Raw genomic sequence first — 25,085 nt, 5'->3', positions numbered from 1 at the left:
GACTGGGTCGGCGGATAACCGTTCCGCAACGAACAGCGTTCAGCCGAACTCAGCATCCCGCTTTTCTCGAAAGGCTCTCACACCTTCCAGGGCGTCGGGCGTGGCTTTACACACAGACGCGGCGAATTCATGCGCAAGCTCGGCCTGCCCTGATTCGACCATGCGCAATAGCCGCTTGCCGACGGAAAGAGACGCACTGGACCGACGTTGAAGCAGAGCGCAGATTTCGGCCACACGCGCATCAAGCTGCTCTCGCGGCAATGCCTCAGTGACCATCCCCCACACAGCGGCTCGCGCGGCCGTAATCGGCTCACCGAGCAATACGAGCTCTCGCGAACGGCCGGCGCCGACCAGGTCGGAAAGTCGCTGGCATCCCATCCAGCCTGGAATCGCACCGACGGACGCTTCTGGAAATCCGAGCATCGCACTGGTGGACGCGTATCTAAAGTCACACGACAGCGCGAGCTCCAATCCACCGCCAAGCGCACTGCCAGAAAGCACCGAGATAGTCGGGATGTCGAGCTCCGCAATACGCCGGAAGACGCGGTTCCCGGCCCGGATGAAACGGCTCCCCATTCCTTCGGGGTCGATATCCCCCCACTCTTCGATATCGGCGCCGCTGCAAAAAAAGCGCGGACTGGTCGAGCGAAATACTGCCACGCGTACGTCTCTCGCATTCTCGATCTTGGCGAGCGCAAGATCGACATCTGCGAGCATCGCCATCGTCAGGGCGTTGTGCCGTGCCCCGCGGTCAAGCGTGATTGTCGCGACGTGACGGTCAATGCTCAAGAGGATGTTGGAGCTGGACATGAGAACGAGCCTTCGGGCCGACGAGTCATAGGGAGATTTTGCCGCGGCGCTAAAACATGCTCGCTAAATCCGACTGTTGCAGCCCCCACCGGGTTTGACCACAGCGGCGTCCGCAAGATGAAAGCCGCTCAAAAATCCGAGCGGACGTTGTTATTCGCTGTCCTCATGCGGAAGCCCGAGTTTTGCGTAATCCTGGCCAAGCAATGCGCATAACGCCTCGACGATCAGCTCGTGATCATCGCGCTGCGCCAAACCGGAGACCGTGATCGAACCAATGACTCCGGCGCTTTGCACAGTCAGAGGAAAACCGCCGCCGTGTGAGGCGTAGTCAGCGTTGGACAAGCCAAACTTGTCGGCGAGCGTCGAATTGGACTCTGTCAGACGCAGGCCAACCGCGTATGAGCTGCATCGAAACTGCGCGACGCTGTTACTTTTGCGGCGTACCCAGTCTGCATTGTCAGGAGTCGCGCCGGCGAGAGCACTATAGAAAATAGAATGACCGAAAGTGCGCACGTCGATCGCAATCGGGAGTCCTCGATCTATTGCGAGTTCGTGCAAGTGCGCTCCAACTTCCCAACCGGAATCGGCGTCAAAGCGCGGAACGACGAGCAGCTTTTCCTGTTGTGCGATCTGCTGAAGGTCTCGGGTGATGTCCATATCGATTTAGACGGCGCGCGTCCATCCTCATGTGAAAAGTTAACGGGAAAGCACCGAGGATATCGGGCTTGATCCGCCTGAAGAACACGGGCCGCATAGAGGCCAACAACTGATGCGGCTTGCAATATCGTGCGGGCCATGCCGTTGCATAGGAATAGAAGCCGTGGCGCCATATGGCGATCAGTCGATCAGCGGGACGAACTTAAGGATATGTTCGGCGACGCAAACCAGTTCACCGGCTTGATTGACCACCTCCAGCTTGGACACGGCACGTCGCCTCTCCAGATCGACGCTCTGCACGCGATACGTATAAGTCAGCGTGTCACCGATAAGCGCAGCCTTGAGAAAGCGAACCCGGTCATATCCAAGTGAGACGGGCGTCTCGCCTGCGTCGCGCAGTCCCGATAGCCGCTCCACTACCTCTGTCGAGCAATGCGACATCCACGCGACGAGCAGGGCCCCGTGCGCGATACGCGTTTTGTAGGGCGATCTGGACATGATCTCCATGCTCATGTGAGCTGGAGAGAAGTCGCCGCTCAGTCGCGCAAAGTCGTCGATGGCACCCGCCGTGACCTCTTTCGTCAAAACGACTTCGTCACCTACTTCCAGATAAAAAATACTGCCCAAGGAATTGCTCCGATAGAGGCCGATTGATGTTTTTAGAACGCGGCAACAGCCTCGTGTGCCGCGGAATAATTTCCTCCGGCGTCAACTCGATATATCAACCGAAAATTCGACGAAGGCCGCCCCTTCCTTGAGGATCGAATTGTTAGGCGGCTTGCGGCGCCCAAAGGGTTGGGCCTCCCGCCTCTTCATATCCCGGTGGGCCGCTTCGGCTCACCACCTCGAGGAACTGCCCCCACGGAGCGCGCAGGTAAACCCACGTAAGCCCTTTCATCGGTCCGGACTCGACGTACGTCGGCCCCTCCAGCACGTCCACACCTATCTCTCTCAAGTTGTCCGCAGCGGCCACGGCATCGTCGACCTGGAAGGCCATGTGAAATCCGCCCACTTCGCTATTGCGCTTGAGCGCGGATTGCTGCGTCTCACCGGAGTATTCAAAAAGCTCGAGGTTTGCGCCGCTTCCACAGCGCAGCACCTTGATGTTTTCGATGCGGCAATGCTCGGGAACACCCAGGCGCCGAGCCATATACGCGTTATCCGCAACGACCGGGCCCGTTTCCAGGATAGTGACTGCCCCAAAAGCCTTCTCAAAGAAACGGACCGCTTCGTCCAGGTTAGGGACCGTAAAGCCTACGTGCTCCATGCCATATGATTTCATCTCGCATTTCCGTTTGCCGACACCAGTTTGAAGGTCGATCAATTCGACGTCCCTGCTACAAAAGCAGCGCGTAAGTCCCAGGGTCCGAAACTAAAACGCTGGCTTGACCGTGTCGACGTTCTCCTTCGTCACGCGCACCGTCGGCAAAACAATTTTGGGCGGTACCTTTTCGCCTTTCAGAATTTTGAGCGCAACGGCCATGCCTTCAGTGCCGGCCGGCGGATACAGCCATGTCGCCGATTCATCTCCCGCCCGGATTGCGTCGAACTCCTCTTTCTGCCCGTCGAGCCCGGTTACCTTGATCTCCTTGGACCGCCCGCTCTCCTTGATCGCCTGGATCGCGCCAAGCGCCATCTCACCGTTCGCGGCGAACACCATGTCGATCGTGCCTTGCGGATGCGCCTGAAGGATGTTTTGCATGACCTCATACGCTTTGGGCCTACGGTAATCGCCAGGCTGCGACGCAACGATCTTGACGTCGGGATATTTCTTCACGACGGACAAAAAACCGCCGACCCGATTAAGTGATGTCTCGTCCCCGGGAATGCCTTCAATAACCACGACATTACCTTTGGGCTTGCCGTTCTTCTGAGCCAGGCTGTCGACAAAGAATTGCCCGGCGTCGGCACCCAGCCCGCGGTTATCTCCCGAGACCATGGTGATTGCGCCAGCATTTTCGATTGGCTTGCCAACGAACATGTACGGAATGCCGCGTTCTTTCAGACTCTGCAACTCCTGACGCAGGCCCTCCGCCTTGCCCGCCTGAACCAGCAGCAGCTTGATCCCCTTCGACTGCATATCCTCAATGCCGGCGATCTGAGTCGCTACATTTCCCTGTCCGTCAGTGGCAAGAAGCCTGACGCCAGCAGTATTAGAAGCTGCTTCGATCTGCTTGCGCTGATTTGCGAGCCAGGGGTGGTCCAGACTCTCCTGCGACAGCCCTATTGTGTCCGGCGCGGCCCACGCCGCACCCATGGCACTGAACAACAGTGTCGCCGCAGTCAAGGCATGCGCAATGGTTGAGTGTTTCATTTCGTCTCCTGTGTGTCGGGTACCTATCGGCCCCTGGAACGGCTGAGCTGAGCGTGAATCAGGACGGCTATCACGATGATTGCGCCCTTCACGATCAACTGTGTGTAAGCCGGGATGTTAAGAAGGTTGAGCAAGTTGTTGAGCACGCCGATCAGCAGCACACCGATGATCGTCCCGCCAATCCCGCCCGCGCCGCCGGCAAGACTCGTCCCGCCAACGACGACCGCCGCGATTGCGTCGAGTTCGAGGCCTTTGCCGAGATTGGCCTCCCCAATGTTCAATTGCGCCGCCATGACGATGCCGCCGAGTCCGGCGAAGAACCCGGACAAGCAGTACGCGATCACCCGTACCCGATCAACAGCGACACCCGAGAGGCGCGCCGCTTCAACGTTGCCGCCCACCGCGTAGACATGCCGCCCGTAGCGTGTCTTCTTCAGGATCACGACCGAGGCCAGCGCCATCAGGATGAACAGGATGGCTTGCACCGGAATACCGCCGAGCCGGCCGCGGCCAATCCATCCGAGTGAAACAGGCACGCCGATCACCGGTTGGCCATCGGAATAAGCCAGACCGACACCAACGAGCGCCGTCATCATGCCGAGGGTGACAATGAACGGCTGGATGCGTCCTTTGGTCGTGATGAAACCGTTCAGCCAGCCGCAGGCCAGAGCGACAGCAAGTCCGCCGGCAAGCGATGCAACAGGCCCGTACGGTTTAAGGCCCGCAACAGCAAGCGTCGTCAACGCGAGGATCGACCCGACCGACAGGTCGATGCCAGCGGTGAGGATGACGAATGTCATGCCCAGGGCAGTCAGACCAACTACCGACACTTGTCTCACTACGTTTAGCAGATTGTCAGGAGTAAGAAAGAACGGTGACGACAACGATGCTGCGACGCAGAGCAACAGAAAAATTGCCAGGATGCCGTACCGCTGAAACAGTTCGATACGATGGTATGCGTTGTTGGAGAAACGCTCGCTGGAATTAACATTCGGTAGTGATTTGGCCAGGGCCATGATTACCTCGCAATCATTTGTAGAACGGACTCTTCGGTTGATCCGAGCGCCATGGCCTCACCCGTGACCACGCCGTCGCGGACGCCGACAATGCGATCCGCCATACCGATCAATTCCGGCAATTCAGAAGAAATCAGGAGTACTGCTTTACCTGATCGTGCAATTTCATCAATGAGCCGATAAAACTCGGTCTTCGCGCCCACGTCTACGCCGCGTGTTGGCTCATCCAGAATCAGCAGCGAAAAGGAACTCGCCATCCATTTGCCGAAGACCACTTTTTGCTGGTTGCCACCGGAAAGCGTCACGACCGGCACTTCCACGCTCGAGGCCGATACCGCTAGTTGCTTGCAGACTTTTGCGACCCGTTCCCGTTCCCTGCGGCTTTCGACAAAACCTAACCGGCAGATGCTGCGCAACGTGGGCAAGATGGCGTTCTCGCGAATGCTCAAGCCCAGCACGAGTCCTTGCAACTTGCGATCTTCCGGAACAAGCGCAATGCCCGCCGCGATAGCCTGCGACGGAGATTGCGGCCGATGGCTTTGGCCCCGGAACGAGATGCGGCCAGCGGCGATGTTCTCGAGGCCGAAGATTGCTCTGGCAACCTCTGTCCTGCCTGCACCAACGAGTCCGGCAAGACCCACCACTTCCCCCGCACGGACGCTAAAGGTCATGTCCCGCACCCGTTCTTCCAGACGCAGACCCTCGACCTCAAGCACGATCTCGCCGGTCGTTACCGGCCGCTTTTCTGGAAAGCGTGTATCGAGTTCACGACCCACCATGAGCCGGATCAACGACTCCCGGTTAAGTTCTGCGACGGGCCGCGTGCACACGGAGCGCCCGTCCTTCATCACCGTGCAGGTGTCACAGAGGTCGAAAATTTCATCCAGCCGATGCGAGACATAGATGATTGTCACGCCCTCGCTAGAGAGCTTTCTGACCACGTTATAAAGCAATGTCATTTCGTGGTCGGATAGCGTTGCCGATGGTTCGTCCATGATCAGCACACGCGCGGAAACGGCTAACGACTTGGCGATTTCCACAAGCTGCTGCTCGGCGACAGACAAGGTACCGACACGCCGGCGGACATCGATTGGCGCGCCAATACGCTCCAGCAGCGCCTGTGCTTCGTGGCGCATGGACTTGCTCTCAAGCAGTCCGCCTCCGACGCGCTCGCGCCCCAGGAAGATGTTTTCTGCGACGTTCAATCCGGGTATCAGATTGAACTCCTGGTAGATGGTCGATACGCCTGCTGCGGCCGCTTTACCAGGTGACTCCGGCGCATAGGGTTCTCCGTCCAGCAGCAATTCACCTTCGTCTGGAGCAATGGCGCCACTCAGGATCTTGATGAGCGTCGATTTGCCTGCCCCGTTCTCACCGACCAGTGCATGGACCGACCCCTTGCTGCACGCGAAGGCAATCTGATCAAGGGCGCGGACACCGGGGTAAGCCTTGCTGATTCCTCTAACTTCAAGTGCATTCATGGCGCCCCTCTTGAGTTGGCAACGCGAGAAGATAGGTCGCTCAGGCGACTTGCAACTGGATCTTCAGCACGCTCTTGTCTTCCGCGAGACGTGCGAATGCGTGTTCGACATCGTCGAGCCGATAGATCGTAGTGAGAAACGGCGCTACGTCGATACGCTTGTAGCCGAGTAGAGTCGCTGCCTCGTGCATGTCGTCGCCCATTCCTGCCACACTTGCCTGCACGCCCTGCTCTCGCAGAACGAAATCAAGCGCTGAAATTCGGAACGTGTGGCCCGGCTTGGCCAAACCGAATGCGATCACACGCCCGCCCGGGCGGATCAACGCCAGCGCCCTTTCATAGAGATCAGTCGAACCGACGCTCTCAATCGCGACGTCGACACCGCGGCCATCAGTTGCGGCCCGCACGGCGGTTTCCAGTTGCGCAGCGTCGGCCACGACAAAATCCGCGCCGAGGTCTTTCGCGAGTTGCGCGCGCTGCGCGTTAGGCTCGGCCACGATGATCGGTGCCGCGCCCGAACGCAGCGCCAGCTGCAAATGCATCTGGCCGATCGGCCCTGCACCGATGACGAGCACGCTTTCTCCCAGCCGCAAATGACTCTTGCGAAACGCACGCACGATGCATGAGAGCGGTTCGACCATCGCGCCCTCTTCGATCGACATCGCAGCCGGCAACGGAACGACGGCATAGGCCGGCACCCGCACGTATTCAGCCATGCCGCCGTTCACGTGAATACCGAGTTGAACCATCTGCGGACAATTGAGAATTTCATTCTTGCGGCAGTAAAAGCAGCTGCGGCAACCGAGGTTGATATCGGCCGTTACCGGCTGGCCGACGCGCAGTCCTTGCACATCTGAGCCCATCTCCGCGATCGTCCCCGAAAATTCATGGCCCGGAATCAATGGCAGGCGATCAGCAGAGTAGTTGCCGTGATAGATGTGCAGGTCGGTGCCGCAGATACCGCAGCGCTCTACCTTGATCAACACATCGGACGCGCCGCATTCAGGAATCGGCACGTCACGCAACTCGAACTGCTTCGGCGCAACGAGTACAGCAGCTTTCATGACTTTCTCTCTGTCGATAAACGCAAGGACGACATCGCCTCTGCCGCATGGCGAACCGCGGCGGTGAGGCTGGAAGGCGGGTGGCGAGCCGGACAGTTCGTTCCAGCCCGGCCAGGTTCTTCAGTCAGGTTTGTTGAGGAGTCGGGGCGTCCTGGCGGATCAGTTCGCGGCGCTTCAGCTCGGCCCAGAACGCGGGTGGAATGTCAGCCCTGAAGGTTTGGAGGTTGTCTTCCAGCTGCGCGACCGTTCGCACGCCGGGAATGTTGGTCGGGATCGCAGGATGACCCAAAACGAATTGCAGCGCCGCCGCTTTGAGCGGCACCGAGTATTCGTGACATACCTGCTCCATCTTGCGCACGCGTTCGAGGATCACTTCAGGCGCAGGTGCATAGTTGTACTTCGCACCTGCCACCGCACCCGTTGCCAGAATGCCGCTGTTATAACCGCCCCCGAGAATCACCGAGACTTGCCGCTCCTCGCACAGGGGCAGGAAACCGTCCAGCGCATCCTGTTCGAGCAAGGTGTAGCGGCCCGCCAGCAGCAGGCAGTCGAAATCTTGCCGGCGGATCGCTTCGTGTGCGACCTGCCACTCGTTGACACCAAGACCCACCGCTTTCACGACGCCTTCGTCCCGAAGCTTTAGCAGTGCTTTCGAGGCACCAGCCATGGCAGCCTCGAACATCTCAGGCTGACGCTTGCCATGTGTAAATACGTCGATGTCGTGAATCAGCGCAATGTCGATATGTTCCAGCGCGAGCCGCTGCAGGCTGTCTTCGATCGACCGCATCGTGCCGTCATAGCTGTAGTCGAAAACAGGTTCGAACGGCAACCCGTCAATCCACGGAGCGAAGTTGATCTCGGCGCGCTTGCGCGGCTTCAGAATGCGTCCAACCTTGGTCGACAGTACAAACTCTTCACGCGGATACCAGCGCAGTCCCTGCCCGCAGCGCGCTTCGCTTAGACCGTGGCCGTACATGGGGGCGGTGTCGAAGTAGCGCACGCCTGCGTCCCACGCTGCCTTGAGCAAGGCGGCCGAATCCTCTTCACTGATCGGCCTGAAGATATTGCCGATCGGCGCAGCGCCAAAACCCATCACAGTGGTTTCGAGCCCTGAGCGCGGCCATTTACGTTTTGCTACTGGATCCATTCCTTGTCTCCTGTGTCGACCAGAGTTGGCGCTTGCCCGGCCTGTGCGAAGTAGTTGTTTCCATGAGTTCAGTTGCCCATCCGATCCAAACTTTAGTAACTCACCAGATGGTTACTTAGAAATGATATTAGGCCGCTGCGAAACATCTATCAAGCGGGTTTTCCCTGACTTCCTGCGGCTTTGTGCAACTTTCGATCAGGCACTTACAGTTGCGTCATTGCAGCGGCCCTGGCGCGTACATGATCAGGGCATAAGCCGCAGAAAAGCGGCCATCACGTCCACCGAGCTTTCGAGTAGATGACGGCCCGGATGCGTAGCGAGGCCGCGCGCCGAGGCGTCTTCAAGCAGGCGCGTTTGTGCGGGTTTCATGATGAGGTCCGCCACCACTGCGTTCGGACTCGCTCCAGTCAAATCGATCGGTAGCGGATCGCTCGTGCGCATCCCGCATGGCGTCGCGTTGACGATCAGATCGTGTGTCGCCTGCGCGACCGGAGCGCTTCGGCGGATCAGCGTAGACGTGCGACGCGAGCGCAGTGCATCTTCCAGGCGTTGCAGCGATTGGGTGTTGCTATCGAACAGATCAAGCGACGCGACTCCCGCATCGACCAGGGCGTGTGCGACTCCCGCGCCTGCGCCGCCGGTTCCAACAAGCAGCACCGACTTGTCGCGCACCACATGGTTGCAGGCATGGAGTCCCTGCACAAAGCCGACGCCATCAAACATGGCGGCCGCCCACGTGCCGTCCGCTTCCCGGCGCAGACAGTTGACGCTGCCGGTCTGCCGGGCCGCCTCGGACAAGTCCGCAGCGTAAGCGGCTGCAGCAATCTTGTGCGGCACGGTAACGACCACGCCCGCCAGGTTGACGATGCTCCGCAAGCCTTCGAGTACAGCACCGAGTTTCGCGGGCGGGACCTGCAGCGGAATCAGTACGGCATTGACGTCGTGCCGCTCGAACAGCGCGTTGAACAGTTCGGGCGATTTCGCCTGCCCGATGGGGTCGCCCACGATAGCGACGATCCTTGTGTCTCCGTCGATCTGCATCAGGATGTGCCCCCGTGCCGAAGCGTGATACGTTCAATCAACCGTTGCACGCGCAGTGCGTCTTCGCCAACAATGGAAGGTGCCCGATCCTCGCGGATAGCCGCGCAAAAATCCTTGATCAACTCACGATGCGCGGTATGAGAAAAGTCCATCGGCTTCGCACTGAAGCCCGAAGAAGACGGATCGCGAAATTCATCGGTGCGGCCATCCTGGAAGACCACGCGCAGAGCGCTTCCTTCGAGCGCCGCCGTGCCGTTTTTGCCGGCCACTTCAATGCGTTCAGGAAAGCCGGGAAACGCCGCGGCGGTCGCAAGCACATAACCGGACGCGCCACTTTCAAATCTGAGGGCGGCGCTTGCGAAGTCCTCAGCTTCCATCGAATGCAACAAGGTCGTCGCGGTTATGCCCGTCACGGACGACACGTCGCCCGCCAGCCACATCAGCAGATCCAGCGAATGGATCGCTTGCGTCATCAGTACGCCGCCGCCATCGCGAGCATAGGTGCCCCTGCCGGGTTCGTCGTAGTAAGACTGCGGACGCCACCAGCGCAGATCGAGTCCCACATAAGCGAGCGGACCGAGCGCGCCGCCGTGAACCAAAGCAGCAAGCCGCTGCACGGCAGGTCGGAAACGGTTCTGAAACACGACACCGAGACGCACGCCAGCGTCGTAGCATGCTTGCACCAGAACTTCAGCGCGTGAAGTCGAGATGTCCAGCGGCTTTTCAAGCAACACATGTTTGCGCGCTGCCGCAGCTCGCAGGACAAGATCGAGATGCGTGTGCGGCGGCGTCAAGATCAGAACGGCGTCGACACCGGGATCTTTAAGCACACGCTCGTACGATTCACCGAGTGGGAAGCCATACTGATGCGCAAATGGCTCGAGCCGTTCACGCGAGCGGCCCACCACACTAACCACTTCTACTTGGTCGCGCAGGTCGTTGAGCGCGAGCGCGTGGGGTGTGGCGGCGAGGCCGACGCCTACGATTGCAATTCGGGTCTTGTGCATTCTGGCGTCCCTGTTGGGATTAGGGATCGCGTTAGACCGACGCGGTCAGCGCGGGCACCGTGTCGAACAGATCGCCGACAAGACCATAATCGGCAACGCTGAAGATCGGTGCTTCGTCATCCTTATTGATTGCTACGATGACCTTTGAGTCCTTCATGCCCGCCAGATGCTGGATGGCACCCGAGATTCCGATGGCAATGTACAACTGCGGCGCGACGATCTTGCCGGTCTGGCCAACCTGATAGTCGTTCGGCACGAAGCCCGCGTCGACCGCGGCGCGCGATGCCCCCAGTGCTGCGTTCAGCTTGTCGGCTAGCGGTTCCAGAACCTTCTTGTAGTTTTCGCCGTTGCCCAAACCGCGGCCACCCGAAACGATGATCTTCGCCGACGTAAGCTCCGGACGGTCCAGCTTCGTCACTTCACGGTTCACGAACCGTGACAGGCCGGTGTCTGGTGCGGCTTCGATTATCTCGATCGTTGCGCTGCCGCCTTCTGCTGCAACGGCGTCGAAACCGGTTGCGCGGACCGTGATCACCTTGATCGGATCAGTCAATTGAACTGTCGCGATCGCATTGCCTGCATAGATCGGGCGCTCGAAGGTATCGGCGCTGACCACTGCAGTAATGTCGCTGATCTGCGCGACGTCCAGCTTCGCGGCAATGCGCGGCGCGATATTCTTGCCATAGGCGGTGGCCGGCACAAGGATGTGTGTGTAGTCCCTCGCAATCCCGAGCACCGTTGCTTCGATATTTTCCGCCAGACCCGCTTCGAGTTGCGGGGCGTCGGCCAGCAGCACCTTTGAAACACCAGCGATTCTCGCTGCTGCATCCGCTGCAGCCTGCGCGTTGTGACCCGCAACCAGCACGTGAATGTCGTCACCCATCTTTTGAGCGACTGCAATCGTGTTCAACGTTGCGGGCTTGATCGATAAACCATCGTGTTCAGCAATTACCAGATTCGTCATTTCGTCCATCTCCTCACAACACCTTGGCTTCGCTCTTTAGCTTCTCAACCAGCGTCTTTACATCCGGCACTTTCGCACCAGCCGCGCGTTGCGGCGGCTCGACAACCTTCAGGATCTTCAGGCGCGGTGTCACATCAACACCCAGTTCTACGGGTTTGAACGTTTCCAGTGGCTTTTTCTTCGCTTTCATGATGTTGGGCAGCGTCACGTAACGCGGCTCATTCAGACCCAGATCCGTGGTAATCACGGCTGGCAAGCTCAGGGACAGCGTTTCCGACCCGCCATCGACTTCACGCGAAATGATTGCCCGGCCGTCGGCCACCACCACCTTTGACGCAAAGGTGGCTTGTGGCAATCCAGCAAGCGCCGCCAGCATCTGGCCCGTCTGGTTCGAATCGTCGTCAATGGCCTGCTTGCCGAGGATAATCAGCGATGGCTGTTCCTTGTCGATCAGCGCCTTCAGAAGTTTTGCCACCGCGAGCGGCTGCAACTCTTCTGATGACTCGATCAGGATTGCGCGATCCGCGCCGATCGCCAGCGCCGTGCGCAACGTTTCCTGGCATTGCGTCACGCCGCAAGACACGACAATGACCTCCAACGCTACCCCCGCTTCCTTCAGACGTACCGCCTCTTCCACCGCGATCTCATCGAATGGATTCATGGACATCTTCACGTTCGCGACATCCACGCCGCTACCGTCTGATTTCACGCGTACCTTCACGTTGTAGTCAACCACACGCTTGACTGGCACCAGAATTTTCATCTGCAACAACTCCCTCAATAAAAACCGGCTAGAAGCAACCGGATCAGAATTCACTTGATGATCAGTACCTTCGAGCGGTCGAAGGCAACAGTCACTGCAATGATCAGGATCACCCCGAACACGATCTGCTGCGCAAACACGCTGATACCCACAAAGGTCATGCCAACTCGCGCAACCGATACCAGCAACGCGCCGACCAGCGTTCGCGCAATGCCTCCCGATCCGCCGGTTAGCGCAGTCCCGCCGACAATCACCGCGGCAATGGCGGGCAGCAGGAACTGGTTCGCCAGCGTGGGCGATCCGCTACCCAGGCGTCCGGCCATCACAACGCCAGCGAGCCCGGCAAAAAACGACGACGTGGCGAACACCAGGCACTTGGTCCGCGGCACACGCAAGCCCGACGCGATAGCCGCAGGCTCGCCCGCGCCTATGGCATCAACGTGCCGCCCGAACACGGTCGAGCGATGCAGGAACAGGCAAAATGCGAACACCGCGACGCCGAGCAGGATCTCGTGCGGCACGCCGAACGAGGAACCAGTGGTCCAGCCAAGCGACGCGTTGCGCATCTCGTCGCTGATCCCGATCGAGCGCGTACCCGATAGCGTCAGCGCAGCCGCTGATGCGATCCCGCCCACGGCGAGCGTCGCAATAAATGAAGGAATCCTTAGCACGGTCTGTATCACACCGCTCAGCAAGCCAATCCCAAACGACGCGGCGAGCGCAATCACTGCCGCCAAGGCGCCATAACGCGGCAGCAACATGGCGACGATCACGCTCGAGAGCGACGCGACCGCCTGCAATGACAGGTCGATGCTGCCGAGCAGCACCACGAACGTCGTGCCGGCCGCCATGATGAACAACGTGGAACTGTCGGCCAGCAAGCCTAGCTGCGTCGACGGCGCAAGGAAACTTGGCTGCGCTATTTCAATCAGCAAATACAGTGCGACCAGGGCGACGAAAGGCGCGTTTTCGCCAAGCTTCGCTTTGAGAGTTGCGTTCAGATGTGGCATGTTGACCTCAGACCATGTGTTCTACGATTTCGACCTGCGAGGGCTTTTGCCCGACAACGCACGGCAGGATGGTTTGGGCGCGCCCGTCGCGCATCACCATCACGCGGTGGCTGAGACCGAGAATTTCTTCGAGGGTGTCGCCGGTGAGCACCACGGCAACGCCCTCCGCGCTCAATTCGCGGATGAGCTGATAGACCTCCTCCTTCGCACCAACATCCAGGCCGCGCGTGGGGTGATCGAGCACGAGAATCCGGCTGCCCGCAAAGCGCCATTTCGCCAGCACCACCTTCTGCTGATTGCCGCCTGACAAGTTGCGGCAGGACGCGTCAGGGCCTGGCGTCTTGATCCGCAGACGTTGGATCCACTCGGACGCAATCAAGCGTTCGCCCGCCTTCTGCACAATACCGGCGCGGCTGACTGCGCCCAGACGCGGCAACGTGAGGTTTTGAGCCACGCTCATCTGGGTCACGAGCCCTTCCACCTTTCGCTCGCGCGGGACGTATCCGATCCCGAGCGCGACGGCATGAGTCGCCTGCGGCCTGAGACGAGTCGTGCCCACGATCACCTCTCCGCTGTCTAGTTTTTCGAGCCCCGCGATCACGCGGCAGAGTTCTTCGCGACCTGAACCGACCACCCCCGCCACGCCGAACACCTCGCCGTTACAGACCTCGAACGACACATCGTTCAACGCGTGACCAAGCGATGCGTGGCTCACCGAAAGCGCCACCTCGCGGCGACAGGGTTTTTGCAGGTTCTCGCGGTAGTACTCGCCGTGCATCGAACGGCCCACCATCAATTCGTGCAGCTTCGCCACTGACGCACTGGCCGCCGGCATTTCGGCGACCACCTTGCCGTCCTTCATCACGTACACGCGGTCGCTAAGCGACAAGAGTTCGTCCAGCCGATGCGAGACAAACACGAACGAAGCGCGCGACTTGAGTTCGCCCACGAGCCGAAACAGAATCTCGATCTCTGCGGCCTCGAGTACCGAGGTGGGTTCATCGAGAAGAATGACCGGCGTGCCGCCGGTCCGGCTCGCGAGCGAAAGGGCTCGCGCCAGCTCCACCATCTGGCGCTGACCAAACGACAGGTCCTCGCACAGCGTCAGCGGATCGACGTCCAGATGCACCGTCGCAAGCTCTTTGCGCGCAGCGCGCTTGAGCTTCGTCCAGTTCAGGCGCCCGAAGCTAACAAAGTCCTCTTCGCGACCCAGGAACAGATTCTCGGCAACGGTCAGGTTGGGCAGGATCGACTGTTCCTGGTACACCATCGCGATGCCCTTCGAAGTGGCGTCGCGCGGGTTACGAATCACAAGCGGCTGGCCGTTGAGCATGATCTCGCCGGTGTCCTGGTGGTACGCGCCCGTGAGCAGTTTCATGAGCGTGGACTTGCCCGCGCCGTTCTCGCCGATCAGGCCAACAATCTCGTTCGGCCTGATTTCGATGGATACATCGTCCAGGGCAAGCACGCCGGGAAAGCGTTTGGTGACGTTCTTCAGTACAAGCATGTCTATTCTCCGGCACTTACTTGACGATGCGCCGACGCGAGCGATTAAGCGCTAACGTAACGGCGACGATAATCAGGACTCCCTGGATCCCCTGCTGAACATAGGGAGGCACGCCGAGCAGAACCATGCCGTTGGCGAGCACCACCACCACGAGCGTGCCGATCAGCGTGTTCATCGGACTGCCGTTGCCGCCGGCGAGCGATGTTCCGCCTACGACGATTGCCGTAATGGCGACGAACAATTGCCCATTGGCTATGAGCGCATGACCCTGCCCGTATTGCGCGACGGAGAGAATGCCTGCCACCCCGTAAAAGGCGCCGGCCAGCGCGAATATGGCGATGCGCACACGGCTGACCCTCACGCCGCTCAGGCGGGCGAGATCCTCTCCGCCGCCAATAGCCAGGGTGTGACGACCCAACAGCGTATGCCGGTAGATGAACCACGCCACGCCAAGCGACAGCACCGCGATCCACACGGATAACGGCAGGCCGAAGTAGCGCGTGATCGAGATCGAACGCAGCGCCGTGTCGCTGACGCGGATCGTATTGCCTGACAACCATGCCGTTCCGATCCCCGACGCGACAAAACCGACCGCCAGCGTGGTGATGAACGACGGGATGCGCAGGAACACATGCAGCACGCCGTTGGTAAGCCCCAGGACCGCCCCCGCGGCAATCGCCACCGCCAGCACCCACAGCCCGAAGTGATTGTCGTTGTACGAGTTCTCAACGAGCATCGACACGGTAATGGCCGAGACCGCCACAATGCCTTCCGCCGACAAATCAATGCTGCCGAGCTGAATGACGAAGGTTCCACCCAGTGCGATGGTGAGCGGGATGGCGGCGGCGATCGCGATTCTCGACAGGTTCATCGGGTCGAAAAAATCGTGATTGAACGCGCCGATGCATACGCCAAGCGCCAGGAGAACCAGTAGCGGCGAAAATCGTCGTACCAGTGCGCGCGTCGAAACGAACCGGGTCCCGGTTGTTGGTAAGCGTATGGCCTGCCGGGTAGGCGCTGCGGTGAGCTTGTTCATCGATACACCACGGGTCCCGCCACTCGGGCATAAAGGTTGGTCCAGTCAATGCTTGGCGCCGACTCGCGGGCAATCACCGTCTGAACATTGAGCTTCGTCACGAGCGTCGCCTTGCAGAACGACTCGCGCTGGTCCTTGGGCAAGGTCGCGACATCGACCTTTTTGCTCTTCGCCTGAAGACCCATCGACAGGCCAATGCCGCCCAGCCAATAAGGGTCCCAGTCGACCGTTGTCACGAGTTCCCCCACCTTGACGGCCGCGAGGCCGGGCGTGGTGCCATCCATTCCGGACACCGGCAACTGACCCGCGAGTCCTTCGGCACGGAGCGCTTCGATCGCGCCGAGCGCCATGTCGTCGTTGGCTGCCCACACGCCCTTCACCTTCGAGTTGAAGCGAGTCAGCCAGGCCTGCATGATCGGGAAAGCCTTTTGCGAATCCCAGTCGGCAACCTGGAAATCCAGCAACTCGATACCCGGAAACTTCTTCAACGCGGCCATCAGCCCTGCCTTGCGTTCAATGGCCGGCACGTTGCTGAAAATACCGCCGAGCGCCACGACACCGCCCTTGCCGCCCATGGCCTTGAACAGTTCGGTCGCGGTCGCCTCGCCGTATGCCACGCCATCGAATGAAAGATGCGCGACGTAGTTCGGGTTGAAGTCCCACGGATGCAGGTCTTTTGGCTTGTTCCAGATCGTTGTCACGTACGCGCCGGCCTTCTGGCATGTCTCGACGATGACCCTTGCGTCCGCGGAATCGTTCGGGTCGATATTGAGGACGAGGTTGCCGCCTGTCTTCTGCAGCAGTGCACGAATGTCAGCAATACCTTTTTCCGAGCTGCCTTCCGTGGTGAGCGGCACATAGGGCAGCCCAACGCTTTTGGCAAAGTTCTGGGCGCCCTTGTTGAATGCGGTGTAGTAGGGGTTGGTCAGTGAGCGAAACGAACAGGCGAGCGTGGTCTGCTCTGCACCGAACGAAAGACCCGACACCCCGCCACCAGCCACGGCGATGGCGGCGCCTGCGCCGAGTTTGATGAAGTCGCGTCGTGAAACGCCTGCGCGCTGGTCTTGTTTGAACATGATGTCTCCTCCGAGCAAAAAACCCTGTTATCAGGGATGGATAAATAACCAGATATTTACTGGAAACGGGAAGGCTGCACTGTGTGCGAGCCTCCTTGTTCCTGTGTGGTGACCGTGTTCAGGCGGCCGCTGTTTCATGCTTCTTGTGACCTGCGGTGCTCGCGAGCCGCCCCGACACGTGGGACGGTTGCGCCACCCGGCCGCGGACCAGGTCAGCGGCCTTCTCGGCAATCATCAACGTGGGAGCGTTCGTGTTCGAGCTGACAATACGCGGCATGACTGACGAATCCGCGACTCGCAAACCCACGATGCCATGTACGCGCAGTTGCGGATCAACGACCGATGCTTCATCGACGCCCATCTTGCACGTACCCACGGGGTGATAGCCGGTGCGCCCGTACTGCTTCGCATACAACTCGTACTCAGCCTGCGAACGAACCTTGCCTCCGGGGAAGTGCTCGCTCTTGATGTACTTGCGCAACGCGCCCTGACTCATGATTTCGCGGCTCTGACGGATACCCTCGACGGCGACCTTGAGATCATAAGGATCACGAATGTAAGCAGGATCGATCACCGGTGCATCGGCCGGATCAGCACTGTGCAACGTGACGCTGCCCCGGCTGTGCGGCCGCAGGAAATATGAATTGAGCGTGCAGCCCGAACCTGACGGCACCGGCGGCACGCCGGCCTCGACACCCGCCCCCGGCAGGAAATGAAACTGCAGATCCGGTGTCGGCACGCTGCTGTCCGAATACCAGAACGCGCCACCTTCAGCTATGTTCGACGTGACCGGCCCTTTGTTGAACAGTTTGTACTCCAGGCCGGCAAGCAGCATCATGTGCTTCTTCGCGTACTTGTCGAGGCTATAAGGACCGTTGAGTTCGTAGACAATATCGATGTCAAAGTGATCTTGCAGATTCTGACCGACACCGCTCAACGCATGCACGGGCTTGATGCCCGCCCGCTCCAGATCCTCCGGACGGCCGATGCCGGAGAGCATCAGCAGCTTCGGCGAACCTATCGCGCCGGCAGTGACGATCACCTCACGTTCGGCGCGCGCGATTTCCACGTTCGCGCGTTCGCCGCGCGGCGCAAACTCAACACCCACTGCACGGCTGTTCTCGATCACCACGCGTGACACAAGGCAGTCGGTGCGAATCGTGAGATTGGGTCTTGGGCGCGCATCGCGCAGATAGCCCACTGCCGCGCTGCAGCGTTTGCCATTGCGTTGCGTCACCTGATATACGCCGACGCCTGCCTGCTGCGCACCGTTGAAGTCACTGTTGTGCGGCATGCCTGCTTCCTGCCCGGCGAGGACAAAAGCCTTCGTCAACTCGTTGACCGTGATCAGATCCGACACACCGAGCGGGCCGCCCACGCCGTGATACTCGTTACACAGGCGCTCGTTGTCTTCCATGCGGCGCAAGTACGGAAGAACGCCGTCGCGAAAGCCCCAACCGGTGCAGCCATCGCGCTCCCAGCCGTCATAGTCGGCAGCTTGGCCGCGCGTATAGACCATCGCATTGATCGAACCGCCGCCCCCGAGCACGCGGCCCTGGGCGAAGGGAATCTGCCGCTTCTGTGTTTCCGCCACCGCCGCAGTGTGATAACCCCATGTCAACGGGCCGCTGGTCATCTTGAAGAACCCCACCGGCATATGAATGTACGGGTCGGTGTCGGCCGGGCCGGCCTCAAGCAGCAGCACCCGGATGTTTGCGTCCTCGCTCAGGCGAGCCGCCAACGCACAACCCGCAGCGCCGCCACCTACGATCACATAGTCATACATTGCTGTCTCCGATACTGTATTTTGTGGCCACGCGCTTGTAACGCGGCACTCACGTTTCGCGCGGCTCTGCGCGGCCGCCCGGGTTCAGGCACCACCAGACGGCTCACGCATTTCAGGCAATCCAGCGCGGGCGATTGCCGAGCTGGATATGCACCGACTTTAGTTCGGTGTATTCCTCGACGCCGTAACGCCCCGTTTCGCGCCCGATGCCCGACTGCTTGACACCGCCGATCGGCATTTCCGGGCCGCCCGTGATGGTGCAATTCACCCAGATCCGGCCCGCCTGTACCTCACGGAAGCTCTTGATTGCACCTTGCAAGTCGCGCGTCCAGATGCTGGCAGCCAAGCCGAAGGCCACGCCGTTCGCAAGGTGGATTGCGTGCTCAAAAGTGTCGAACGGCGTGACCGCCAGTATCGGCCCGAAAATTTCTTCCTGTGCGAGCGCGCTGCCGGGTTGCACGTTACGAAACACCGTGGGCTGGATAAATAGCTTATCGCCCTCATTGCTGCTGGTGCCCCCGCAAACAAGTTGCGCGCCGTCGCGCCGGCCGGCGTCAATATAGCCACGGATCTTGTCAAACTGGCGTGCTTCGACAATCGCGCCGACATGATTGGACGCGTCGAGCGGATCGCCCACCTTCACCTTTTCGAGCACCGCCTTCACGCGTTCGACGAGTTCCTCTTCAACCGAGCGGTGCACGACGAGACGGCTGCCCGACACACAGCATTGCCCTGCGTTGAAGGAGATTCCGAAGGCAATCGCGTCCGCGGCGTCGTCGAGATCGGCATCGGCGAATACGATCTGCGGATTCTTGCCGCCCAACTCGAGCCCCACCTTTTTCATGTTGCCGCCGGCCGCGGTGAGGACCGAACGTCCTACCGGCGTCGAGCCGGTGAACGAAATCATGTCCACATCCATGTGCTCCGCGAGTGCCTGCCCAATCACCGGCCCCAGCCCCGTTACAACGTTGACCACGCCATCGGGCAGGCCTGCTTCGGTGAGCAAGGCGGCGAGCTTGAGCGTCGTCGTTGGAGTCAGTTCGGCGGGTTTGACCACCACGGTGCAGCCAGCCGCCAGTGCGAACGGCAGACGTTCGGAAAGAATGAAAAATGGGAAATTCCATGGCGTGATGATGCCCACCACGCCGACCGGTTGCCGCACGACAAGACCGAACAGATCGTTTCCCAGCGTGTCATGCGAATCGCCGTGCACGACACGCGCGAGGCCCGCCGCATATTCCCAAATACCCGCAGCTGCGGTGACCTCGCCGCGCGACTGTCCGATCGGCTTACCGCTTTCGAGCGTCTCAAGATAAGCCAGCGTCTCTACGTTCTCACGGATCAGGCTCGCCGTTTTCAACAGTACCGCTGCACGTTGCTCGCCGGACAGCCGGGACCAGCGGCCATCGTCGAAGGCGCGCCGTGCGGCCGCGACGGCCATGTCCAGGTCTCCCCTGGAGGCCCGCGACGTGGCGGTGACCGGCACGCCGTGCCCTGGGCTCTTGCGCGACACCCATTCGCCAGTCGCGCCTGCATAGTCCTTGCCGTCTATGAACATCGGCGTACGGACCGGTTCGGACGGTAAGCGCAGCGAGGCTGCCAGTTCGCTCAAATCTCTCATTCCTGCCTCCAAGTGTGAAATTCCTTCAGTGCCGCTCTAACCATCTCGGATCGACGACAGCGGCGTCGCGCTGTTACCGTCCTGTCGCTGGCCTGATTCGCTCTGTCATTGGCCTGATTTTGCACCATCCGGTTACTTCCTAGCAACCCGCTTCTGGTTTATAGTCACCCCAGATGACGTCAACCGGCAGTCGCCCCGCCCTTCCTACTTTCACGACCCTATGACCGCTGAAACCATCACTCAACGTCGCGCTTCGAAACCTGCTACAGCGACTGTCGAGCGCCAGCCCAGGCAGCGAGATCCGGAGGTCACACGAGCACGCATTCTCGAAGCCGCGAAAATGGAGTTCGCGAAACTTGGCCTGGCCGGCGCTCGCGTCGAAGCCATCGCGACGCGCTCCAAGGCCAACAAGCGGATGATCTACCACTACTTCGGAAGCAAGGAAGAGCTGTTCGTGGCCGTGCTCGAAGACGCCTATGCCGACATCCGCATGGCAGAACTCAAGCTCGACCTCGATCATCTTTCGCCCCAGGATGCGATCGTCGCGCTCACCACGCATACTTGGAACTACTACCTGAAGCATCCTGAGTTCATGACGCTCGTGAACAGCGAGAACCTTCACAAGGCACGCCATGTGAAGAAGTCCGAACGGTTCAAGGAACTGCATCATGATTTCATTTCCATGTTGCAACGCATACTCGATCGCGGTATTGAAGCCGGAGTCTTTCGCAGCGGTGTCGACGTCCGGCAACTCCACATCACCATGGCTGCAGTCGGTTATTACTACCTGACCAATCGTTACACGAGCGGCCTGATCTTTGACTTCGACTTCATGAGTAAGGACGCATTGAAAGCGAGGCTCGACTTCAACATCGAGACGGTGCTCCGGCTGCTGCGCCCGTGATACACCGCGCCGGACCGGATCGCAGCGTGGCGGCGATCACTTTCCTCATCCGGCCTCAAGCCACCTTTGCCACCTTCGACTGCTTCGATTGCAAGAGCAGCGCGTCGTCCACCAGCGGACGAAACGCCATGCGCGCAAGCACATCGCGCTCAACATCAATTCCCGGCGCTACTTCAATCAGCCGCACCCCCGCCGCTTCCAGGCGAAACACAGCACGCTCCGTTACATAAAGGACTTCCTGGCCGGCGATGCGCGCCTGTTCACCGCTGAACGTAATGTGCTGCACGCGATCGACGAGTTTGGGCACACTGCCGGGCGACAGGATACTCAGGCGCTCTCCCGCCTGCTCGACCTGAAGGCCTTTTGCCTCGAACGTGCCGCAAAAGACGATCTTTCGTGCGCCCTGAGTAATGTCGATGAAGCCGCCCGGGCCTACCACCGTTGCCCCGAGCTTCGATACGTTGATATTGCCTTGACCATCCATCTCGCCCATGCCGAGAAACGAGATGTCCACTCCGCCGCCACTGTAGAAATCGAACTGATCGACACTCGACAGGATCGCTTCTGCGTTGCGTGCAGAGCCGAACATCGGGCCGTCGAGCATTGCGCCGTTGTGGATGCCCTGCTCAACCGATCCCCAGAATGTGCCAAGCCGCCCCTGTTGCGCCATCAAGCCCGGGATTCCGCCGGGAATGCCGAAACCAAAGTTCGCTGAATGGCCCTCGTGCAGTTCCAGCGCTGCGCGCGCGGCAATGATGCGACGAATACCCGTAGGCACTTCATAGAAGCCGTCGGCAATACTTCCGAGCGATTCGCCACTTAGCGTGGGGTCGTAATCGGCGACGGCGCACTGCGCCTGCGCCGGCGTCTCGACGAGCGTATCGACGAGGATGCCCGGAATGCGAACCAGCCGCGCAGGCACATACCCTGCCGGCTCGCGTTCCCTGACCTGAACGATCACGCGGCCGCCGCTGTTGTGCGCCGCCAGCGCTGCAGCGTAGACGTCGAGATCGGCCGGCTCGCGACGCAACGTGACGTTGCCGCCCGCATCCGCGGATGAACCGCGCAAAATCGCAAAGTCGACTTTGAAAGGCTTGTAGCGCAGGTATTCGCGGCCATCAAGCTCGATCAGTTCGACGAGATCTTCCGTCGCGCGCGCATTGATCTTGCCGCCATCGATCCGCGGATCGACGAAGGTACGCAAGCCGACGTGGGTGACCAGGCCCGGACGGCCCGCGCCAATTTCCCGCAACAGGGTGGAAATTGCTCCAGCGGGGAAGCTATAGGCTTCGAACGCGTTGTCCTTTGCCATTTGCTGCATGGCCGGCGACCAGCTCCAATGGCCGCCGATAACGCGCCGAACCATACCGGGGTGCGCGAAACGTCCCAAGCCGCTGCCCTTGCCGTCGCCAATTCCAAGCGCGTGGACCACCGTCAGATCGCGCGGATGGCCGGTCGCGAGAAACCGTTGCTCGAGTTTCGCGAGCACGGCGTCCGGTTCGAGCAAACCGCCGCCGTTACTGGCCAGCGCAATCGTCGCCCCATCGAAGATCTGTTCAACCGCGTCTTCGGCTTGCATCCAGTTTTTCAATCTACCCTCCAATCAATTCGGACCAAAGCTCGTCGATTGCAATCATCCGCCGAACTTAAATAACTATCCAGATGGTTACTTGTTGCTAATGTTGGCACAGGAAATCGTGGAATTCAAGAAGATATGCCTGACGCTCGGGTTTACCTTCACGAGCCGGAGCCCGGGATGAAACGGGTCAAGGAATTCGGCCTTAAAGCTCGTTGACATCACTCGTTCATTGGTTTTAAATAACCATCCAGATGGTTACTTGATTCGAATGTTGGCGCAGGAAATCACGTAATTCAAGCGGCATGCGCGACGCGCGGCCTACCTGCGACAGTAGCGCACACCACGCACAAACACGTATCGATCATGAAGACGGAGACAGCATGAGACTCTCAGAAACCCACCAACAGATTCGCGAGACCACCCGACGGTTCGCGCAAGAGGTGATTCGCCCGCTGGCCGAAGCGCTTGATCGCGAAGAGCGCTTCCCCGCAGAGATCTATAAGCAGATGGGCGAACTAGGTCTTTTCGGCATCACGGTGCCCGAGGACTTCGGTGGTGCCGGACTCGACGTCACCACGTACGCGCTCGTAATGGAAGAGCTCTCGCGAGGCTATGCGTCGGTGGCAGATCAGTGCGGCTTGCTCGAACTGGTCGGCACGCTGCTGAGCGTGCACGGCACCGAAGCCCAGCGCGCGCAGTACATGGCGCCATTGCTGCGCGCCCAGCTCAGACCCGCGTACTGCATCACGGAATCCGATGCAGGCACCGACGTGTCCGGCATTCGTACCACCGCCACGCGCACGGCCGAAGGCTGGGAACTGAGTGGCGCCAAGCTCTGGATCCACAACGCGCCGGTCGCTGACCTGGCGTTCGTGCTGGCACGCACCGATCCATCGGCGGGCAAGCGCGGCATGAGCATCTTTATCGTCGATTGCCATCTGGCGGGTGTTTCGAAAGGCCCGAAGGAACACAAGATGGGCCAGCGCGCCTCACAGGTGGGTGAACTGCATTTCGAGCGCGTAAAGCTCCCGCACGATGCGTTGCTCGGGCAGGAAGGCCGCGGCTTTCACATCATGATGAGCGTGCTCGACAAGGGGCGTGTGGGCATTGCCGCGCTCGCCGTCGGCATCGCGCAGGCGGGACTCGAGGCCGCGCTTGACTACGCCCAGACACGCAAGCAGTTCGGCAGCCACATCGCCGACTTTCAGGGAATCCAGTGGATGCTCGCCGACATGGCGAAAGATATTCAAGCCGCGCGCCTGCTGGTGCTCGATGCCGCTGAACGACTCGAAACCGGCGACCGGGCGAGCATCGCCTGCTCGATGGCCAAGTGTTTTGCCGGCGACACGGCGGTCAAGCACAGCGCCAACGCGGTGCAGATTTTTGGCGGCAGCGGCTACATTCGCGGCTATGAAGTCGAACGTCTGTATCGGGACGCCAAAATCACGCAGATCTACGAGGGCACGAACCAGATTCAGCGCACCATCATTGCCCGCGACCTGATCGCCAACGGAGCCTCGATATGAACGCACGCCCTATCGCATTGGTCACGGGCAGCCGGCGCGGCATCGGCCGGGCGATTGCGATCGAACTTGGCCGCGCCGGATTTGATGTCGCGCTCACCGATGTCGTGGCATCCGATGAACTCAACCAGGCCGTCGCCGAGGTCAGACGGACCGGCGCTCAGGCGATTCCCGTTGTCTCCGATCTCGCCGACATCGGCTCGCATCAGGCCACGCTGCTGGATATTGAAGCGCGGCTCGCCGGTCCGATCGATTGCCTCGTCAATAACGCGGGCGTATCGGTCATGTCGCGCGGCGACCTGCTCGACGTGACGCCCGAGAGCTTCGACCGCTGCATCGCCGTGAACACGCGCGGCACCTTCTTCCTGACCCAGGCATTCGCGAAACACCTGCTGGCCCGCTCGATAACCAGCGTCGCGCCTCATCCGAGCGTCATCACGATCACCTCGTCAAATGCAGTCGCCGCTTCGCCTCTGCGCGGCGAGTATTGCGTGTCAAAGGCGGGGTTGTCGATGGCAAACACGCTGTTCTCATTGCGCCTCGCGGAGCACGGCGTAAGCGTCTACGAAGTACAGCCTGGTCTGATCGAAACCGAAATGACTGCACCATCACGTGCACGCTATAACGCGCAAATCGACCAGGGCCTCACCGCGATCAAACGCTGGGGCACGCCGCAGGAAGTGGCGACCACCGTGCGCACGCTTGCGACCGGCGGCCTCCCCTACAGCGTTGGACAGGCCATCCGTATCGACGGTGGTCTGCTTGTGACCAAATACTGAT

General features: G+C 60.2%; 23 protein-coding genes. 3 read left to right on the top strand and 20 right to left on the bottom strand.

What is annotated here, in order from left to right:
• Positions 1 to 39 precede the first annotated feature (39 nt).
• The 19 genes from ACMX25_RS14640 to ACMX25_RS14550 all read right to left on the bottom strand — a co-directional run bounded on the left by ACMX25_RS14640 (position 40) and on the right by ACMX25_RS14550 (position 20,299).
• On the bottom strand, positions 40 to 810 hold the full coding sequence (locus tag ACMX25_RS14640; protein WP_414950664.1) for an enoyl-CoA hydratase/isomerase family protein: 771 nt from the start codon (positions 808 to 810) through the stop codon (positions 40 to 42).
• 150 nt (positions 811 to 960) lie between these two features.
• On the bottom strand, positions 961 to 1,467 hold the full coding sequence (locus tag ACMX25_RS14635) for a heme-degrading domain-containing protein (RefSeq protein WP_414950663.1): 507 nt from the start codon (positions 1,465 to 1,467) through the stop codon (positions 961 to 963).
• Positions 1,468 to 1,647: 180 nt separating this feature from the next.
• On the bottom strand, positions 1,648 to 2,094 hold the full coding sequence (locus ACMX25_RS14630) for a MaoC family dehydratase (RefSeq protein ID WP_414950661.1): 447 nt from the start codon (positions 2,092 to 2,094) through the stop codon (positions 1,648 to 1,650).
• A 142-nt stretch (positions 2,095 to 2,236) separates the two neighbouring features.
• Positions 2,237 to 2,749 carry a VOC family protein gene (locus ACMX25_RS14625; RefSeq protein WP_414950660.1) on the bottom strand — a complete coding sequence of 171 codons (513 nt, stop codon included), beginning with the start codon at positions 2,747 to 2,749 and terminating at the stop codon, positions 2,237 to 2,239.
• Between the two features lie 90 nt (positions 2,750 to 2,839).
• Positions 2,840 to 3,781, bottom strand: a complete 942-nt coding sequence (locus tag ACMX25_RS14620) for a substrate-binding domain-containing protein (protein WP_414950659.1) — start codon at positions 3,779 to 3,781, stop codon at positions 2,840 to 2,842.
• A 23-nt stretch (positions 3,782 to 3,804) separates the two neighbouring features.
• Complete coding sequence (locus ACMX25_RS14615) at positions 3,805 to 4,797, bottom strand: ABC transporter permease (protein ID WP_414950658.1); 993 nt, start codon at positions 4,795 to 4,797, stop codon at positions 3,805 to 3,807.
• A 2-nt stretch (positions 4,798 to 4,799) separates the two neighbouring features.
• Positions 4,800 to 6,278 (bottom strand): sugar ABC transporter ATP-binding protein, encoded by a 1,479-nt coding sequence (locus ACMX25_RS14610; RefSeq protein ID WP_414950657.1) that lies wholly within the window; start codon positions 6,276 to 6,278, stop codon positions 4,800 to 4,802.
• A gap of 40 nt (positions 6,279 to 6,318) precedes the next feature.
• Positions 6,319 to 7,341 (bottom strand): zinc-dependent alcohol dehydrogenase, encoded by a 1,023-nt coding sequence (locus ACMX25_RS14605; RefSeq protein ID WP_414950656.1) that lies wholly within the window; start codon positions 7,339 to 7,341, stop codon positions 6,319 to 6,321.
• 124 nt (positions 7,342 to 7,465) lie between these two features.
• Positions 7,466 to 8,488 carry an aldo/keto reductase gene (locus ACMX25_RS14600; protein ID WP_414950655.1) on the bottom strand — a complete coding sequence of 341 codons (1,023 nt, stop codon included), beginning with the start codon at positions 8,486 to 8,488 and terminating at the stop codon, positions 7,466 to 7,468.
• A gap of 243 nt (positions 8,489 to 8,731) precedes the next feature.
• Complete coding sequence (locus ACMX25_RS14595) at positions 8,732 to 9,529, bottom strand: shikimate dehydrogenase family protein (protein WP_414950654.1); 798 nt, start codon at positions 9,527 to 9,529, stop codon at positions 8,732 to 8,734.
• On the bottom strand, positions 9,529 to 10,536 hold the full coding sequence (locus tag ACMX25_RS14590; protein WP_414950653.1) for a Gfo/Idh/MocA family protein: 1,008 nt from the start codon (positions 10,534 to 10,536) through the stop codon (positions 9,529 to 9,531). Before ACMX25_RS14590 ends, ACMX25_RS14595 begins: the two co-directional genes overlap by 1 nt.
• A gap of 31 nt (positions 10,537 to 10,567) precedes the next feature.
• Positions 10,568 to 11,500, bottom strand: coding sequence for an electron transfer flavoprotein subunit alpha/FixB family protein (locus ACMX25_RS14585; protein WP_414950652.1), 933 nt, complete (start codon positions 11,498 to 11,500; stop codon positions 10,568 to 10,570).
• A gap of 13 nt (positions 11,501 to 11,513) precedes the next feature.
• Positions 11,514 to 12,263: an electron transfer flavoprotein subunit beta/FixA family protein gene (locus ACMX25_RS14580; RefSeq protein ID WP_414950651.1), complete on the bottom strand. Its 750-nt coding sequence runs from the start codon at positions 12,261 to 12,263 to the stop codon at positions 11,514 to 11,516.
• A gap of 50 nt (positions 12,264 to 12,313) precedes the next feature.
• Entirely contained in the window at positions 12,314 to 13,273 is a 960-nt protein-coding gene (locus ACMX25_RS14575) for an ABC transporter permease (protein WP_414950650.1), read from the bottom strand.
• A gap of 7 nt (positions 13,274 to 13,280) precedes the next feature.
• A complete protein-coding gene (locus tag ACMX25_RS14570; protein ID WP_414950649.1) occupies positions 13,281 to 14,780 on the bottom strand; it encodes a sugar ABC transporter ATP-binding protein in 1,500 nt (499 codons plus the stop codon).
• A gap of 16 nt (positions 14,781 to 14,796) precedes the next feature.
• On the bottom strand, positions 14,797 to 15,816 hold the full coding sequence (locus ACMX25_RS14565) for an ABC transporter permease (RefSeq protein WP_414950648.1): 1,020 nt from the start codon (positions 15,814 to 15,816) through the stop codon (positions 14,797 to 14,799).
• Entirely contained in the window at positions 15,813 to 16,892 is a 1,080-nt protein-coding gene (locus ACMX25_RS14560; RefSeq protein WP_414950647.1) for a sugar ABC transporter substrate-binding protein, read from the bottom strand. The genes ACMX25_RS14565 and ACMX25_RS14560 overlap by 4 nt, the downstream gene beginning before the upstream one ends.
• A 118-nt stretch (positions 16,893 to 17,010) precedes the next feature.
• Positions 17,011 to 18,678 (bottom strand): GMC family oxidoreductase, encoded by a 1,668-nt coding sequence (locus ACMX25_RS14555; protein WP_414950646.1) that lies wholly within the window; start codon positions 18,676 to 18,678, stop codon positions 17,011 to 17,013.
• A gap of 112 nt (positions 18,679 to 18,790) precedes the next feature.
• Positions 18,791 to 20,299, bottom strand: a complete 1,509-nt coding sequence (locus ACMX25_RS14550) for an aldehyde dehydrogenase family protein (protein WP_414950645.1) — start codon at positions 20,297 to 20,299, stop codon at positions 18,791 to 18,793.
• Between the two features lie 220 nt (positions 20,300 to 20,519).
• On the opposite strand from ACMX25_RS14550, the gene ACMX25_RS14545 reads away from it, so the two are divergent.
• The gene (locus ACMX25_RS14545) at positions 20,520 to 21,203 is read left to right on the top strand and encodes a TetR/AcrR family transcriptional regulator (RefSeq protein ID WP_414950644.1); all 684 of its coding nucleotides are present in this window, start codon (positions 20,520 to 20,522) and stop codon (positions 21,201 to 21,203) included.
• 55 nt (positions 21,204 to 21,258) lie between these two features.
• On the opposite strand, the gene ACMX25_RS14540 is transcribed toward ACMX25_RS14545, so the two are convergent.
• The gene (locus tag ACMX25_RS14540) at positions 21,259 to 22,782 is read right to left on the bottom strand and encodes an acyl CoA:acetate/3-ketoacid CoA transferase (protein ID WP_414950696.1); all 1,524 of its coding nucleotides are present in this window, start codon (positions 22,780 to 22,782) and stop codon (positions 21,259 to 21,261) included.
• A gap of 380 nt (positions 22,783 to 23,162) precedes the next feature.
• Between ACMX25_RS14540 and ACMX25_RS14535 the strand changes: the two genes are divergently transcribed.
• Positions 23,163 to 24,308 (top strand): acyl-CoA dehydrogenase family protein, encoded by a 1,146-nt coding sequence (locus ACMX25_RS14535; RefSeq protein ID WP_414950643.1) that lies wholly within the window; start codon positions 23,163 to 23,165, stop codon positions 24,306 to 24,308.
• On the top strand, positions 24,305 to 25,084 hold the full coding sequence (locus ACMX25_RS14530; protein WP_414950642.1) for a 3-ketoacyl-ACP reductase: 780 nt from the start codon (positions 24,305 to 24,307) through the stop codon (positions 25,082 to 25,084). The genes ACMX25_RS14535 and ACMX25_RS14530 overlap by 4 nt, the downstream gene beginning before the upstream one ends.
• The last annotated feature ends 1 nt before the right edge of the window (position 25,085 follow it).

This window comes from Caballeronia eucalypticola (genome assembly GCF_047608185.1).
GTDB lineage: Bacteria > Pseudomonadota > Gammaproteobacteria > Burkholderiales > Burkholderiaceae > Caballeronia.
The sequence above is the reverse complement of the archived record's forward strand: the minus strand, read 5'-3'. Positions and strand labels throughout refer to the sequence as shown.